Genomic DNA, 16,126 nt, shown 5'->3' with positions numbered 1-16,126 from the left:
ATGATGGGGAAAGCAGGGCGCGCAGAAATGGGTACGCAGCAGGCCGACATTGTGCCGCGCTCAACTCATCTTGTGCTGCATGGCGTGAAATTTGATGGCATCGCGCTACACTACCGGTTTGCCCGGCAAACGATTTTCAGCCCCCTCCTGCTTTCCATGCACCGATTCCTGACCCGCCTCCTGCTCTGGCTGGTTGTCCTGGCACTCCCCCTGCAAGGGTTGGCCGCGACGACCATGATGGCGCGCGGCGGCGCTCTGGACGACACGACGGTTGCCGTGGCAATGCTGGATGGCGGCGCCGTCATGTCCGATGCCTGCCATGAGCATGAAGATGCCATGGCCACCGGCGCCGAGTCGAAAGCGCCGGCACAGTCGCACTGCAAGACCTGCCCGATCTGCGCGGCCTGTTCGCTCGGTTCGGTCGTTCCCCTGGCCGCCAGCCTTGGTGTGCCGCTGATCAAGCTGCCGGCCGCTGCGCCGCGCGGCCTTGCTGTTTCCTTCCGCAGCTTCATTCCCGAAGCGCTGCAACGTCCACCCTCGATTCGCGTTTGACGCCGCCAGTCCGTCCATAGAACGGGCTGGCCTCTGGTTTGACGGCTCCTTGCAAGACATGGGGCCGTACGTCATCACGCTCGATCGAGGTTTCTCATGCTTTTCACACGATGGTTCGTGGCTGCCGCGCTTCTGGCGCTGGCGCCGCCATGGGTGTTGGCGCAAGGTGCTGGGTCTGCGCCGGCAGCATCACCGCCTGACCCACTGAATGCGGACGCGGCCGTGCCCGCCGTGGCCGCGCCGCGCACATTCGACAGCTACCACGCGTATCGCGATACCGGTCCCGCGCCCTGGCGCGAGACCAACGCAGCCGTGAGCTCCAAGTCAGACGCTTCTGCGGATGGCGGCCACGCGGGGCACGTCATACCAGCGAGCGCACCAGCCGCCACCTCCAACAAGCCTGCCGGCGAGTCCATGCCCGGCATGCACCACCACTGAGGAGGCGCCGTGCTCAAACCATCCACACGCCGCCTCGCCCTGTGCGCGCTGGCCGGCACGCTGCTGCTGTTGGGAGGCTGCGCCACCATCACGCAAGACAGCGGCTTCAAGACCGTTGCCGACGTGGCGCGCGATCGGCTCGGCAAGGACGCCACGTGGCAGCGTTCACCAGAAGCCCGCGACAGCGCCGCGCAACGCACGCGCGAGCTGCTCGCCCAGCCGCTGACGATGGACAGCGCCGTGCAGATCGCGCTGCTGAACAACCGTGGCCTGCAGGCTTCGTATGCGGAGCTGGGGCTATCCGAAGCCGCGCTCGTGCAGGCCAGCCGTCTGCCGAATCCCGGCTTCAGTTTCAAACGCACGCGCAGCGGCGACGACCTGTCGATCGAGCGCACGTTTTCGCTATCTTTTCTGAACCTGCTGACGCTGCCGATGGCCACGCGCATCGAAGGCCGCTACTTCGAACAAACGAAGTTGCTGGTCGCCAACCAGATGCTGCAGGTGGCGACCGACACACGCCGCGCGTACATCAATGCCGTGGCGGCGGAGCAATCGGCGCGCTATGCCGAGCAGGTTCAGCAAGCCGCAGAAGCCGGTGCCGAGTTCGCCAAGCGTCTGGCTTCCGCAGGTAACTTCAGCAAGCTTGATCGTGCACGTGAACACGCCTTCTATGCGGAAGCCACTGCCACCCTGGCGCGCACGCGTCAGCAGGCGCAGGCCGAGCGCGAGGCGTTGATCCGCCTGCTTGGTGTGTGGGGCACGGATACCGGCTTCAAATTGCCCGAGCGGCTGCCTGACCTGCCGAAGGATCGCCCCGAGCTGCAGCAGATCGAGGGCTATGCGTTGCGCAACCGGCTCGATATCCAGGCGGGCAGGTTGCAGGTCGATGGCCTGGCATCGTCGCTGGGGCTCACGCAGGCCACGCGCTTCATCAACGTGCTCGACCTCGGCTACGTGCGCAATAGCAAATCCAACGAACCACGCGAAACGGGTTACGAGATCGGCATCGAGATCCCGCTGTTCGACTGGGGCGGCGCCCGCGTGGCACGTGCGCAGTCGATCTACATGCAGGCCGCCGATCAGCTTGCCGACACGGCCGTGCGTGCGCGTTCGGAAGTGCGCGAATCGTACGTGCGCTACCAGACCGCATATGACCTCACGCGCCACTACCGCGACGAGGTCGTGCCCGTGCGCAAGCGCATCTCCGACGAGATGCTGCTGCGCTACAACGGCATGCTCGTGAGCGTGTTCGAACTGCTGGCCGATGCGCGCGAGCAGGTGAATGCCGTGAACGGCTACATCGACGCGCTGCGCGGTTACTGGATTGCACAGACCGACTTGCAGATGGCGCTGGGCGGCAAGCTGCCGACGGCTGAAGCGAATGCGGCCACCACAGCGCCGAACCCTCCTCAAGGACACTGAACATGGTTTCCCGACGTCAATTTCTCGGCGGCACGGGCGCGGCCATGCTGGGCGCAGCGATGGTCTCGCGCGCCGGCGCGGCCTCGCTGCCCGAAGCACCGCTGCAAACGAAGCCCGCCACGCAGCCGCCGCTCGCGCCGCCCAACGGCCGGCCCTACAACCCCGTCGTCACGCTCAACGGCTGGACGCTGCCGTGGCGCATGCGCGGTGGCTGGAAGGAGTTCCACCTCGTGGCCGAACCGGTCGAGCGCGAATTCGCGCCCGGCATGACGGGCCACCTCTGGGGCTACAACGGCCAGAGCCCCGGCCCGACGATCGAATGCGTGGAAGGCGATCGCGTGCGCATCTTCGTCACCAACAAGCTGCCCGAGCACACCACGGTGCACTGGCACGGCATGATCCTGCCCGCCGGCATGGACGGTGTGGGTGGCTTGTCGCAGCCGCACATTCCGCCGGGCAAGACCTTCGTCTACGAGTTCGAGATGAAGAAGTCCGGCACCTTCATGTACCACCCGCATTCCGACGAGATGGTGCAGATGGCGATGGGCATGATGGGCTTGATCGTTGTGCATCCGAAAGACCCGGCGCAGCACCGCGCGGACCGCGACTTTGTCTTCCTGCTCGCCGCGTACGACATCGACCCCGGTTCCTACACGCCGCGCGTGGCCGAGATGACCAACTTCAACATGTGGACGTGGAACAGTCGCGTCTTCCCCGGCATTGACCCATTGCCCGTGCGTCTGGGCGATCGCGTGCGCATCCGCATGGGCAATCTCACGATGACGAACCACCCGATGCACCTGCATGGCCACACCTTCGAAGTGGCCGGCACCGACGGCGGCTGGGTCCAGCCCAGCGCGCGCTGGCCGGAGGTGACGACGGACATTGCCGTGGGCCAGATGCGCGCGATCGAGTTCATTGCAGACAACCCCGGCGACTGGGCCTTCCATTGCCACAAGTCGCATCACACGATGAACGCCATGGGGCACAACGTGCCGACCATGATCGGCGTACAGCAGAAAGATCTCGCCAAGAAGATGAATGCGCTGGTGCCCGACTACATGGGCATGGGCCAGGCTGGCATGGCCGACATGGGCGAGATGGAAATGCCGCTGCCCGACAACACGCTGCCGATGATGACGGGGCAGGGCCCGTTTGGCCCCATTGAAATGGGCGGCATGTTCACGGTGATGAAGGTGCGCCGGGATCTGCCGCGCAACAGCTATGCCGACCCCGGTTGGTACAAGCACCCCAAGGGCACCGTCGCCTACGAATACACCGGCACCAGCATCGACGACTGATCGATGCTGAATCCACATCCCATACGAAACCGAGACCGAACATGCAACGCAATCTGCTCCGTTCCACCTTCCTGGCCGCGCTGATGTCCATGGCCGCCATCGCCCACGCATCCGGCAATCACGCCGGCGGGCACGACCACGGCGATGCCGCCATCGGTGAACCCGGCGACGCCGCCCGCATCACGCGCATGGTGCACGTCGACATGACCGACACCATGCGCTTCACGCCCGCGCAGATCACCGTTCAGCGCGGCGAGACCATCCGCTTCGAAGTCGTCAACAGCGGCCAGGTGCGGCATGAGATGACGCTGGGCAGGCCGGCCGACCTCCTCGCCCACGCCGAGCAGATGCGCAGGCACCCCGAGATGGAGCACGCCGACGCCAACGCCGTCACCATTGACCCTGGCCAGCGCGGCGAGATCGTCTGGCACTTTACGCACGCCGGCTCGGTCGAGTTTGCCTGTCTGCAGCCCGGCCATTTCGAGGCCGGCATGCGCGGCGCCGTGCAGGTGCGCGGCAACAAGTCCTGATCCCCCCAACCACCTCTTTCGACAAGGAGCCCAACATGTTTCGTCATGCCCTGATGCTGACCGCGCTGCTGGTCGGCACACCGCTTGTTCACGCCGCCGAAGACACCGCCCCTGCGCCTGCGCCCGCGGCCACAACTCCCGCAGCCATGTCCGAAGGCGAGATCAGGAAGATCGACACGGTTGCCGGCAAGCTGACCATCAAGCACGGCCCGCTCGACAACCTTGGTATGGAGCCCATGACGATGGTGTTCCGCGTGAAGGATCCGGCCATGCTCACCAAAGTGCAGGTCGGCAGCAAAGTGCACTTCGTCGCCGAGAAGGTGAATGGCGTGCTGACCGTGACCGCGTTGGACGTGCAGTAGTAACGAGGCGGGCGGGGAGGTACCTACCCGCTCGCGCCTTCAGGGCCGTGGGTGAAGCCAACGTGAGGGGCCGGCCGCTGACGGGAGAACACTGTGACGCCATGACAACGGTCAGCCGGCCGGGAATAGATCCGGTGCGGGAGCGGGCGGCTTGCCACCCAGAAACGGAATGAGTCGCAAGATTCTTACGGTAAAGTGAGGTCCGCTGCCGATACGAGGCATAACCGGGGCCGACGCGCTGTCTGCAGGGGGAAGCGCGATCGGTGGTCCCGTACATCGGCACCAAGTAGAAAGTGGATCATGTGCCACTCATTTCTGCGGGTGGGGGCTACAGCTTTTCGCCCGAAAAGCGACACCCTGGGTTTAAATTTCCGCGGCATCTTTTGTTTCATGCGTCATCTCAAATACCGCTTGAGCAGAGTCTCTGCAAAAAAATTCTGGTATTACTTTTCGAATGCCTCTAACCATTTTCTCGCGCGTGCTACAAAAAATGGAAAAGCTGAGACGCTTCTGAAAAGAAAAAGTGGTCAGCGTCGTACGCAGGACGTCTTCGATCGATTGAGCTATTACAACTCAATTTCGGAGGCATTCGACACCAGTTGCAATGCCGTGGAATATTCAAATTTCTTGTTGAAATCCTCAACAAGCACCATCGTCGACAAGGATTGTGAAATAGGGAGTACCTATTTCTATGATCTGGTCGACCTGATGGATTATTTTGGTCCGGGCTACAGCTTTGACTACGACTGCGGGGATGTGACTGCCGAGCCGAACCACCCGGCGTTCGTAAAAAGCCGCCCGATCAAGAACAGCTCCCATAATGGCATTCTCTTGAAGCTCGACGCCATCCGGCATTTTTCGCTGGCATGCGACCCCATCGATTTCCAAGACAAGAAGCCCATGGCGGTCTTTCGGGGGCCGTGCCATCAGGAACACCGCAGGGCGTTTGTGGAGCGATGTCATGACCTGGCAAACGTTAACATCGGGGATACTCGAAAATCAGAACTTGGGAAAGCGACTTACAAATCGCCGATGACGATTGCGGAGCAATTGCAATACAAATTTATTGTGAGTGTCGAGGGAAACGACGTTGCAACGAATTTGAAATGGATCATGGCGTCCAATTCGCTGTGCTTCATGAGGCGGCCCCGGTATGAGACGTGGTTCATGGAAGGAAGGTTGATCCCGGACGTGCATTATGTCCTTCTGAAAGATGATTATTCCGACCTCCAGGAGAAAATTGAGCATTACCGGAAATACCCTGGCGATGCATTGGCGATCGTCCGCAACGCCAATCGGTGGGTGGCGCAATTCATGAACCGTGACCAGGAACGCCTGCTCGGTTTGATGGTGATCGCAAAGTATTTCCGGTTGTCGGGCCAACAGTCGTTTTGGTAAGGCTCGAACAGGACAGCACATCCCACGTTTGATCCTGCGCAGGCCCGTCGTGTGTCGGGTCTGCAACGCATACGGCGGCGCGTTACACTCGTTGTCTTTCGCCGTCTCCGTACGCATTTTTCCACCATGTCTGCGTCTGCCCCCACCGCCACCCACGCACATCCGCTTTCCGACGAGCAGCAAGCCTTCTTCAAGGAGCACGGCTACGTCGTGTTGCGCGGGTTTGCCAGCCAGCAGGTGAGCGCCGCGTTACTTGCCGCCGCACAGGACGGGCTGGCCAGCGCGGCGGCGCCGGTGGAGCTGGAAACCGACGTCGGCTATGCCGGAGCACCGACCTCGCGCGAAGCCGAAGGGGGCCAGACGGTGCGCCGCCTGCTCGACGCCGATTCACGCGGCACGCCTTATACGGAATGGGCGCGCGACCCGCGCGTGGCCGCCGCGATTGCACAACTGATTGGCGGCCCTGTGCATCTTTCGCTCGCGCACCACAACTGCGTGATGACCAAGCACCCCGCGTTTGGCACGGCCACCCATTGGCACCGCGACAGCCGTTACTGGTCGTTCGCACGGAACGAACTGGTGTCGTCGTGGCTGGCCCTGGTGGAAGAGACGGTCGACAACGGTTGTCTGTGGGTGATTCCGGGCAGCCACACGCTGGACCTGCCCGCTGACCGGTTCGACGCCAAGCTGTTCCTGCGCCAGGAGCAGCCAGAGAACCGCGCGCTGATCGACACCGCGCGCCCCGTGCCGCTGCTGCCCGGCGACGTGCTGCTCTTCCACTGCAACACCTTCCATGCGGCCCGTGCCAACCAGACGGCCGCCGTCAAGTTCTCGGCAGTGTTCACGTATTACGGTCCCGATAACTACCCGTTGCCGGGCACGCGCTCGTCGGCGCGGCCCGATCCCCTGGTCGGTTGAGGTGCGCCCTCCCCCATTTGTAGGTGAGCGGCGGACAGATTTGTGTCACGCGCCTTTGTTAACGTGGTCTTCCAACGATCAACAACGGGGAACCACAATGCCAATTCAGGAAGTGACACATGGCGCGCATGTCATCTTCGTTGATCCGCTGCAACGCGATGATCGTCGCTGGACGGCCCGTTTCCAGATCTGCCGCGCCGGCCACATCATCTGTGACTGGGAAAACGTTGAGATGCCCGAGGGCTTCATCTCCGCCCAGCTCGCCTTGAGTGCGAGTGTGCTGCTGGCCGACCACCGTTTGTCGAGCTTGCCGCATTAGCATCCACCTCCACAAAGCGCCCGCCGAGCCTGCGGGCGTTTTTGTCAGCACGTCTGGCGTGATTCCATCAAGCTGTTGTGATTCGCTCATCGCGCGCAAGCGACCGTTTGCGCCGCGGCATCCACACTTCGTCGCAAGACCGCTGACTGGCGCTCAGTGTCCGCCTACATTGCCTCCTGACCGCCGGCCTGCCAATGCATCGCCGGCCATTAGGAGACTTTCATGCGTGCCATGTTTGCTCTGCCGCGCGTTGCGCTGGCCCTGATGTTGGCGACGCTTGCCGCAAGTGTGTCCGCAGCCACGCTCACGGTGGTGGTGGAGGGCGCGCAAGGGCGCCAGGGCGCCGTGCGTGCCGCACTGTTCCGCGACGCCGCCGGCTGGCTCAAGCCCGATTCCGCCATCCGCGCCGACATTGCTGCGCTTGATAGCGTGTCGGGCGCGAGCGTTACCTTCGTCTATCCGGATCTGCCGGCGGGGCGCTATGCGTTGTCGGTCTTTCATGACACCAACAACGACGGCAAACTCGGCACCAACCCGGCCGGCATTCCCATCGAGCCCTACGGCTTCAGCCGCGATGCGCGCGGCCGCTTCGGTCCGCCCGCATTTGACGATGCCGCCATCGACGTGCAGGGCGACCAGCGCGTGACGATTCACTTGCATTGATCTTGAGCGAGGCCCCGTCATGCAACGCCGATCCTTCATTGCGGCCCTGGGCGCCGCACCGTTTGGCTTGACCCTGACCGATGTAATGGCCGCCACCCCGGACCCATGGGCTGCGGGGTTTGCAGCGGCGCGCGCGCAGTATCCGTGGCTGGCGGGCTACCAGGGCGTCAGCGCCGACATGCCGACTCGCGCGCTGAAGGTGGAAGGCAGGTTCCCGCCCGCGTTGCACGGCGCGTTCTACCGAAATGGCCCCGCGCGGCATGAGATCGGCGGCGTGCGTTATCACCATCTGTTTGATGGCGACGGCATGATCCAGCGGTACGACATCACCGAGCAGGGCGTGACGCATCGCGGCGTGTTTGTGCGCACCGACAAGTTTGTCGCCGACAGCACCGCCGGCCGGCCCTTGCGCGCAACGTTCGGTACGGCCAGCCCCGACATGGAGCCGGTCGCTTCGCCCGACAGCATCAATGTGGCCAACACCAGCCTGGTGATGCATGGCGAGGAGATGCTCGCGCTTTGGGAAGGTGGCTCGGCCACGCGTGTCGATCCGGATTCTCTGCGTACGCTGGGGGTGCAGACCTGGCGCGACGACTACAAGGGCATGCCGTTCTCCGCCCACCCCAAGGTCGAGCCCGACGGCACGCTGTGGAATTTTGGCGTGAGCAGCGCGGCGGGTCTGCTGACTGTCTACTGCGTGGGCGCGGACGCTGCGCTCAAGCGTGTGGAATCGGTCAACGTTCCGGACGTGGCGATGGTGCATGACTTTGCCGTGACGCAGCGCCACCTGGTGTTTCTGCTGCCTCCGTTCGTGTACGACGTTGAACGCTCGCACGCCGGCATGTCGTTTCTCGATTCCCATGTCTGGCGGCCGGAGCTGGGCATGCGCGTGCTGGTGCTGGATAAGGACGACATCACGCGCATGCGCTGGCTGAAGTTGCCGGAGGGCTTTGTGTTCCACCTGGGCAATGCTTGGTCGTCGCCGGATGGGCAGGAGATCCACCTCGATTACCTTCGCTCGGACGATGCCTCGGTCGTCACCACGTCGCTGCGTGAATTTATGCGTGGTCAGATTCGCCCGTCGCCGGGCGCGCGCCTCACGCAAGTGCAACTGAACCTGCGAACAGGTCGGGCTGAGCAGTTCAGCACCGCGCATGTGGCCGAATTCCCGAAGATCGACACGCGGCGCACCGCGCAGCGTCATCGTGCGCTGTTCATGGTGGCCCACACGGCGCCATTGTCGAATGGAAGCCCGCACGCGCTGCACGGCTTCGACACGGTCATGCGCGTCGATACGGATTCAGGGCAGGCCGAGCAATACCGCTTCGGGCACCGCACGCTGGTGGAAGAACACGTGTTCGTGCCGGCATCGGCCACCGCCCGTGAAGGCGAGGGCTGGTTGATCGGTACGGTGTTCGATGTGGATGCCGGCTGTACGAGGCTGACGGCGTTCGATGCACAGCATGTTGCCGCAGGGCCCATCGCCACGGCGAGCCTGAACGGCGTCGCGCCGCTCGGCCTGCATGGCTTGTTTCGTGCGGCTTAAAGGGGGTAAAGGGCTTAAGGGGGTTAAAGGGCTTAAAGCGCCCGCCTGTCAGAGCGGGTGCGTCAGCAGGCCGTAGAGCGTGCGCACGCCGCTCACGTAGTTGCCCATCCGCAGGTTCTCGTTCGCGGCATGCTGGTTGTTATCGGCATTGACCAGAGGAATGATCGCGAACGGCACCTGCAGCACACCAACGATTTCCGCCGTGGGCACCGTCCCGCCCATCATGCGGATGCGGACCGGCGCCGGGTTCGCACCAAAGGTGTCGGTCAGCGACCTGTAGGCCCATGTGCCCACAGCCGAGTCGATCGGTGAACCCGCGGCATCCGCGCCCTCGCTCTGATACGTGAACGTGGCGAGCTTGTCGTAGCGGCTGCGCTCTTCGTCGGTCGGGGCGTTCTTGACGAGGTGGTAGCCCTGGCGCTCGATGTGCCGCTCGATCAGCTTGCCGAGGTAGGCCGCGCTGGAGTCTGGCGTGGTTCGCAGGTCCAGTTCGGCGACGGCCTTGTCGGGCACGATGTTCGCCACCTTGTCGCCCACCGCTGCAGAGGCCATGCCGCGCACGTTCAATGACGGGTACTGCATCGCTTCCTGGTAGTTGGCCCCGACCTTGTCGGCATGCGCAATGCCCAGGCGCTTGTTGAGCGCTGCCTGGTCGTCGGGCACGGCAGCCATGATCTTGCGGTCGGCCTCGCTGATCTTCACGTGGTCGTAATAGCCTGGCACCGTCACGCGGCCCGCGTCGTTTTTCATCGATGCCAGCAGGTTGGCCAACTGCTGGGCCGGATTGCGGGCGTAGTTGCCGTAGTGCCCGCTGTGCAGCGGCACCTTGGCCCCGTAGACGGTGAGCCTCGCTTCGGCTGCACCGCGGTTACCAAAGACCAGCGTTGGCAGGTTGCTTGCATGCATGGGGCCGTCGTGGATGACGATGGCGTCGCAGCGCAGCAGCTCGCGGTTTGCCTGCATGACCTTGCTGATCGACGGCGAGCCTTTCTCCTCCTCGCTGTCGAGAATGATTTTGACGTTGACGGCCGGCTGGGCGCCGCTGGCCTTCAGTGCGTCGATGGCGGCCAGCATCATCATGATCGGGCCCTTGTCGTCGGCGGACGATCGGCCGAATACGCGCCATTCCGGATCCAGTGGGCCGCTGAAAAGCTGCGCCGCGTCGATCTCTTCCCAGTCGCCTTGTGCGGTCTTGTGCTTGAGCACGGGCGTCCACGGACTCTTCTGCGCCCACTGTGCGGGAATCACGGGCTGGCCGTCGAGGTGCATGTAGAACAGCACCGTCTTGCGCGCAGCATCCTCGTTCGGCAGCTCGGCGTAGAGCATCGGTTTGCCGTTGTTCGCCAACTGTTTTGTTGTGAAGCCGCGCTTGCGGAACGCCTGCTCCAGCCAATCGGCATTCTTGCGGACATCCTCCGGCACGATGGCGTCGTTGGGCACGGAGAGCAGCTCGAAGTATTCGCGGTAGGTTGCCTGCGCATGGCGTTCGGCGTCTGCCGAAGAGAGCTCGGCGGCGCCGGCCAGGCCAGCGGCACCGAGCATGAGGGCCGGCACCAGAGCCCGGAGGCGATGGGAAGCGCGGTGCGCGGTCGTTTGACGGGCTGCTTGCTGAAGGGGCATCAGGACACTCCGCTGATCGAACAGTTCCGGGTGAGTCTGCGCATACCACACCTTTTTGACCATTAGAATTTTCTTGGGATATCTTTGCGTTTTCTGCAAAGCAAAAAGGCCCCCTGCGCCTACGTCGCCTATGTCATCTCATCGCCTGCAGGAGACGTCCCTCCGCTATTTTCTAGAGGTCGTGCGCACGGGCTCGTTGACGGAGGCCGCCGCGCGCCTGCATGTCAGCGCCTCGGCCATCAGCCGGCAAGTGGCGATGCTGGAAGAGCTGTTGGGCGTGCCGCTGTTCGAGCGTCAACCGCGCGGTATGCGGCCCAGCGCAGCCGGCGAGCTGCTTGCCGCGCATGCCCTGCGCGAGGCGCTGGAGGCGGAGCGCGTGGTTTCGGATATTCAGCGCCTGCAAGGGCTGCAGCGCGGCCGTGTGCGCATTGCGTGCTCCGATGGTTTTGCGATCGAGTTTGTGCCGCGCGCCATCGTGGCGTTTCGCGAGCGGCATCCCGGCATTCAGTTCGACCTGCGCGCCGAAGAGCCCATGCGCGTGACCGAGGCCGTCTTGCGTGGCGACGTGGACATCGGCCTGACCTACAGCCGCGCCGCCGTGCACGGCATTCGCGTGGCGTATCAGCAGCGTGGCTCAGTGTTTGCCATCATGCGGCCCGACCACCCGCTGGCGAAGTTCAACAGCGTGACGCTGGCGCAGATGCACCCGTTTCCGATTGCGCTTTCGGGGCCGGACAACACGGTGCGCCAGCTGTTCGACATGGGCTGCAGTCAACGCGGGCTCGTGTTCGAGCCGGTGCTGGTCAGCAACCGCTTCGATGGGCTGTTGAGTTTCGTGCTGCAAGGCGGCGGCTTGGGCATCGCGGGGGAGATCACGGTGCGCGAGCGCGTGCAGCGCGGTGAGCTGCATGCCGCGGAGATCCGCGAGCGCGGCATGCGCGGGCGGACGGTAGAACTGCAGATCCTCGCGGGGCGCACCTTGCCCGAGGTGGTGCGGGTGTTTCTGGACTTCCTGCGCGAGGCGCTGCCGGAGCAGCCCCCGCGCTAACCGGTGCTCACCCGCGCTATCGGAACGCGGGTTCGTCAAAGCTGCGCAGCTTGCGCGAGTGCAGCGCTTCAACGCCGCTTTCGCGCAACAGGCGCACGGCCTCCATGCCGATGTCCAAGTGCTGGCTCACGCGCTGGCGGTAGAACAGGTTGGCCATGCCGCGCAGCTTCAGTTCGCCATGCAGCGGCTTGTCGGACACGCACAGCAGGGTGCCGTAGGGCACGCGCAGGCGGAAGCCGTTGGCGGCAATGGTCGCGCTTTCCATGTCGATGGCAATCGCGCGCGACTGGTTGAAGCGGCTGTACAGCGCCTGGTACTTCAGCTCCCAGTTGCGGTCGTCGGTGGAGACCACCGTGCCGGTGCGCATGCGTGACTTCATGTCGGCGCCGGACAGCCCCGTGATGCGCGCCACCGCTTCCTGCAGCGCCACCTGAATCTCGGCGATGGGCGGCACGGGCACCCATGGCGGCAGATCTTGGTCTAGCACGTGGTCGTCGCGCACATAGGCGTGGGCGAGCACGTAGTCGCCCAACTGCTGTGAACGCCGCAGGCCGCCGCAGTGGCCGATCATCATCCAGCAGTGCGGACGCAGCACGGCCAGATGATCGGTGATGGTCTTGGCATTGGACGGGCCCACACCGATGTTCACCAGCGTCACGCCCAGGCGGTCTTCGCGCACCAAATGGTAGGCGGGCATCTGCGGGAGACCCTTGATGCGGTGGGAGTCGTCAGGCGCCGGGGTGCCGAGTTCGTGTTCGGTGTCGCCGGGCTCGACAAAGCGGATGTAGCCCTCGTCGTTGCCGTCTTCCATCAGCTTGCGCCCGAGGGCGGCAAACTCATCGACGTAGCGTTGGTAGTTGGTGAACAGCACGAAGCGCTGGAAATGCTTCGGATGCGTGGCGGTGTAGTGGTACAGGCGCTGCAGGGCGAGGTCGACCCGCTCGGCGGTGAACATCGACAGCGGCTGCGGTTCGTCGCCAATCGGGCGGTACGTGCCGTTGGCAATGGAGTCGTCGATCTGCGCGAGGTCGGGCAGCGTAAACGCGCCGCCCAACGCGCGTGCTTGTTCGGGCGTGATGTCCACGGTGGACGCCTCCACCACGAACGGCAGCGGGATCGGCCGGTTGCTCACACCCACCACGACGGGGCTGTTGTGATAGTGCAGCAGCCGCTCGATCTGCACGCGGTAGTAGTCGCGGAAGAGGTCCGGCCGCGTGAGCGTCGTGCCGTACACGCCCGGATACGCCACTGTGCCCCATGCCGGCCGCGCGTCGCTCACCAGCGTTTTCGGGTCGACGGTGATGCCGAGGTAGGGGTAGCAGGCGGACAGGTCTTCGCTGCAATCCTCGCCACGCGCAAAGGCGTGGAAGCGATCGCGAACCGCCTGCGCAGAGCGCTCGTAGATGGCGGTGATGCGCTCGACGGCGGTATTGGCGTCGGTACAGATCGCCAGGTCGTGCGCAGGATAGAGATGGGCGGTGGCGCGGGTATCGGTCATGTTCTCGATGATACCGACGTTTTGTGAAGCCAAGATAGCGGTGTGGCTCAAGTCACGGCATCTGAAACAGGGCGTTCGCGCCAGCGCAAAAAGCGTTGCCAGGTCGACATGTGGTCCGGTTGCGCCGCAGGCGTGCGGGGGCCTGCGCGCAACCAATTGGGCAAGGCCTCGATGCCGGTGCACAGCAGGAAATACAGTACGGCCACCGCGCCGAACACCTCGGCCGGGTAGGCCACCGTGCGGCTGTTGACCTGGCTGGCGGCGGTGGACAGTTCCACCACGCCCACGATATACGCCAGCGATGTGTCCTTGACCGTCGATACCCATTGGTTGGCGAGTGACGGCAGCATGATGCGCCACGCCTGCGGCAGCACCACGGTCAGCAGCGCCTGTGGGGGCGACATGCCCAGCGCCAGTGCCGCATTGCGCTGCCCGGCACCGACGGCACGCAAGCCGGCTTCCATGCTTTGGGTGATGTAGGCCGCGCCCACGGCGGCAAGTGCAGCGACCACCGTGGCGGTTTCCGGCACCGACACGCCCAGGGCCATGGGGATCAGAAAGTACGCCCAGAACATCAGCATGAGTACCGGGATAGCCCGCAGCGTGGCCAGCAGCCCGCGCAGCAGGCGCGCCAGCCGGCGCAGTCCTGGCGTGGTGTCGAGCCTGTCGAGCAACAGCGCACCGCCGACACCCGCCGCGGTGGCGATCACACAGGCCCACAGCGCCATCCACAACGTGAGCGCCGCGCCGGCCAGCGGGCCGTTCGAATACGGGCCAACCAGCAGGTAGCGTAGGTGCAGGAGCACGGCTTCCATCGTCACGTGGGGCCTCCGGCTGGCAGCGTCGATGTGGGTGCCCAACCGAGCTGCCGCAGCACTACGGGCGCGGCCCATTGCAGCAACAGAATCCCCCCGGCATACAGCACGGTTGCCACGGCAAAGGCCTGGAAGGCGAGCAGCGTGTCGGTTTCCACCTGTCGCGCGCTATACGCAAGCTCAGCCAGCCCGATACCCATGGCCAGCGAGGTGTTCTTGATGGTGTTGGCGCATTGCCCCAGCAACGGCAGCGCCGACACGCGCAGTGCCTGCGGCAGCACCACATGCAGGAAGGCGGCACGCGGCGTGAAACCCAGCGATAGCGCGGCCTCCCGCTGCCCGCGCGGCACGGCCCGGATGCCTGCGCGCAGCTCTTCCGAGAAAAACGCACCGGCATACAACGCGATGCCGAACGCCGCCGCCAGAAATTCGAACGATGGCGCAGGCAACCGCCAGGCGCCCACGGCGATGCCGCTCCAGCCGGTGATGGCACCCACCACGTCTTCGCCGAGCAATTGCGCCGCGCCGAAATACCAGAAGAACAGTTGCACCAGCAACGGCGTCTTGCGAAGAAAAGCCACCAGCGCGCGTGCCGGCAACTGCAGCCACGCCAGTGAACTTGCGCGCAGCGCCGTGAGCAACAGGCCAACCGCCAGCCCGCCCGCGATGGCAGCCGCCGACACCAGCAGCGTCATCCCGAAGCCCTCCAGCATCCAGCCGAGATAACGCGGCGGCAGGGGCTGGAAGACGGCCGGCAGGCTCAAGCTCACTTGGTGCTGCCGATGATGAAGTCGCGCGGCAGCGGGGCGGCGCTCTTCGGGCCGAACCAGCGGTCATAGATGCGGCCGGCGGAGCCGTCCTTCTCAAGCCCTTGCAGGATCTGGTCGATGGTGGCCGTCAGCTTCGTTTCACCCTTCGGCACACCGATGCCCATGTACTCGCGCGTCAGCACGAAAGGCGAGATCTCCAGCTCACTGCGGTTGGGCAGCGTGGCAAGCAGCGCGCCGAGCTTGGCACCATCCTGTGCAAATGCCTGGATGGCACCGGTGCGCAGTGCGGTGAGCGCCAGCGGGGAATCGTCATAGGCGATCACGCGGGCGTTGGGATAGCCGTCGCGCAGCGTGGTTTCCTGCGTGGTGCCCTTGTCGACACCGAGGCGGATACCGTCCCTCTTCAAATCGTCCGGCTGCTTGAGCACCCCCTTCTTGGCGATGAACTGCAGGCCGCTGGCAAAGTACGGCGTGCTGAATTCAATCTGCTTCTTGCGCTCGTCGGTAATGGTGAAGTTGGCGGCCACGATATCGACCTTGCCCGAGGTGAGCAGCGGCACGCGGTTGGCCGGGTTTGTGGCGCGCAGTTCCAGCTTGACGCCCAGCTTGTTGGCGATCTCTTGCGCATAGTCCACGTCCAACCCAACGGGCTGACCGGTCTTGGCATCGGCGTAACCGAAGGGCGGATTGGCATCGAACACGCCCACCCGCAGCACACCCGCCTTCTTGATGTCGTCCAGCTTGTCGGCGTGGGCTTGCGGCGCGTGCAGCACCGCCACCGCGAGCGCCGCCCCGATGACCACCCCCACTGCCTGGCGCGACAATTTCGTCAGCGCTTGCGCCAGACCTTGCAACGAAAATGCGCCCGAAACGCGTGCCTGCATGACAACCCCCTGATGAATTTTTAGGGGCCAAGCGTAGGGCGG

17 protein-coding genes are annotated in these 16,126 nt (G+C 64.3%); 12 read left to right on the top strand and 5 right to left on the bottom strand.

The genetic code is table 11. The annotated features are described in order from the left end of the window. From CFE42_RS10935 to CFE42_RS10885, 11 genes are all read left to right on the top strand, one after another. The gene (locus CFE42_RS10935; protein ID WP_238563722.1) at nt 1–552 is read left to right on the top strand and encodes a hypothetical protein; all 552 of its coding nucleotides are present in this window, start codon (nt 1–3) and stop codon (nt 550–552) included. A 96-nt stretch (nt 553–648) separates the two neighbouring features. Further along, nucleotides 649–990, top strand: a complete 342-nt coding sequence (locus CFE42_RS10930; protein WP_004628042.1) for a hypothetical protein — start codon at nt 649–651, stop codon at nt 988–990. Between the two features lie 9 nt (nt 991–999). Continuing rightward, complete coding sequence (locus tag CFE42_RS10925; protein WP_004628040.1) at nt 1,000–2,412, top strand: TolC family protein; 1,413 nt, start codon at nt 1,000–1,002, stop codon at nt 2,410–2,412. Between the two features lie 2 nt (nt 2,413–2,414). Continuing rightward, nucleotides 2,415–3,713, top strand: a complete 1,299-nt coding sequence (locus CFE42_RS10920; protein ID WP_004628038.1) for a copper oxidase — start codon at nt 2,415–2,417, stop codon at nt 3,711–3,713. A 41-nt stretch (nt 3,714–3,754) separates the two neighbouring features. After that, entirely contained in the window at nt 3,755–4,243 is a 489-nt protein-coding gene (locus tag CFE42_RS10915) for a cupredoxin family protein (RefSeq protein WP_004628036.1), read from the top strand. 35 nt (nt 4,244–4,278) lie between these two features. Further along, nucleotides 4,279–4,605 (top strand): copper-binding protein, encoded by a 327-nt coding sequence (locus CFE42_RS10910; protein WP_004628034.1) that lies wholly within the window; start codon nt 4,279–4,281, stop codon nt 4,603–4,605. Nucleotides 4,606–4,905: 300 nt separating this feature from the next. Next, on the top strand, nt 4,906–6,003 hold the full coding sequence (locus tag CFE42_RS10905) for a glycosyl transferase family 90 (RefSeq protein ID WP_004628031.1): 1,098 nt from the start codon (nt 4,906–4,908) through the stop codon (nt 6,001–6,003). 126 nt (nt 6,004–6,129) lie between these two features. Then, nucleotides 6,130–6,921, top strand: a complete 792-nt coding sequence (locus CFE42_RS10900; RefSeq protein WP_004628030.1) for a phytanoyl-CoA dioxygenase family protein — start codon at nt 6,130–6,132, stop codon at nt 6,919–6,921. Nucleotides 6,922–7,018: 97 nt separating this feature from the next. Then, a complete protein-coding gene (locus CFE42_RS10895) occupies nt 7,019–7,240 on the top strand; it encodes a hypothetical protein (RefSeq protein WP_004628028.1) in 222 nt (73 codons plus the stop codon). Nucleotides 7,241–7,462: 222 nt separating this feature from the next. Further along, nucleotides 7,463–7,903 (top strand): DUF2141 domain-containing protein, encoded by a 441-nt coding sequence (locus tag CFE42_RS10890; protein ID WP_004628027.1) that lies wholly within the window; start codon nt 7,463–7,465, stop codon nt 7,901–7,903. 19 nt (nt 7,904–7,922) lie between these two features. Then, on the top strand, nt 7,923–9,449 hold the full coding sequence (locus tag CFE42_RS10885; RefSeq protein ID WP_004628026.1) for a carotenoid oxygenase family protein: 1,527 nt from the start codon (nt 7,923–7,925) through the stop codon (nt 9,447–9,449). A 48-nt stretch (nt 9,450–9,497) separates the two neighbouring features. On the opposite strand, the gene CFE42_RS10880 is transcribed toward CFE42_RS10885, so the two are convergent. After that, nucleotides 9,498–10,991, bottom strand: coding sequence for a M20/M25/M40 family metallo-hydrolase (locus tag CFE42_RS10880; protein WP_238563721.1), 1,494 nt, complete (start codon nt 10,989–10,991; stop codon nt 9,498–9,500). A 208-nt stretch (nt 10,992–11,199) separates the two neighbouring features. Between CFE42_RS10880 and CFE42_RS10875 the strand changes: the two genes are divergently transcribed. Beyond that, entirely contained in the window at nt 11,200–12,117 is a 918-nt protein-coding gene (locus CFE42_RS10875; protein ID WP_004628022.1) for a LysR family transcriptional regulator, read from the top strand. Between the two features lie 16 nt (nt 12,118–12,133). On the opposite strand, the gene CFE42_RS10870 is transcribed toward CFE42_RS10875, so the two are convergent. The 4 genes from CFE42_RS10870 to CFE42_RS10855 are packed head-to-tail and all read right to left on the bottom strand — an operon-like array spanning nt 12,134 to nt 16,084. Continuing rightward, the gene (locus tag CFE42_RS10870) at nt 12,134–13,615 is read right to left on the bottom strand and encodes an AMP nucleosidase (RefSeq protein WP_004628021.1); all 1,482 of its coding nucleotides are present in this window, start codon (nt 13,613–13,615) and stop codon (nt 12,134–12,136) included. Between the two features lie 47 nt (nt 13,616–13,662). Beyond that, nucleotides 13,663–14,430, bottom strand: coding sequence for an amino acid ABC transporter permease (locus CFE42_RS10865; RefSeq protein ID WP_004628020.1), 768 nt, complete (start codon nt 14,428–14,430; stop codon nt 13,663–13,665). Nucleotides 14,431–14,432: 2 nt separating this feature from the next. Then, nucleotides 14,433–15,143 (bottom strand): amino acid ABC transporter permease, encoded by a 711-nt coding sequence (locus CFE42_RS10860; RefSeq protein WP_080633370.1) that lies wholly within the window; start codon nt 15,141–15,143, stop codon nt 14,433–14,435. A 53-nt stretch (nt 15,144–15,196) separates the two neighbouring features. Then, nucleotides 15,197–16,084 (bottom strand): ABC transporter substrate-binding protein, encoded by an 888-nt coding sequence (locus CFE42_RS10855; RefSeq protein WP_004628018.1) that lies wholly within the window; start codon nt 16,082–16,084, stop codon nt 15,197–15,199. Nucleotides 16,085–16,126 lie beyond the last annotated feature (42 nt).

The sequence above is a fragment of the Ralstonia sp. PBBBR1 genome, from assembly GCF_002256165.1.
In the GTDB taxonomy this organism is placed as follows: Bacteria; Pseudomonadota; Gammaproteobacteria; order Burkholderiales; family Burkholderiaceae; genus Ralstonia; species Ralstonia thomasii.
Note: the sequence above shows the minus strand (reverse complement) of the source record. Positions and strands in the feature narration are given on the sequence as shown.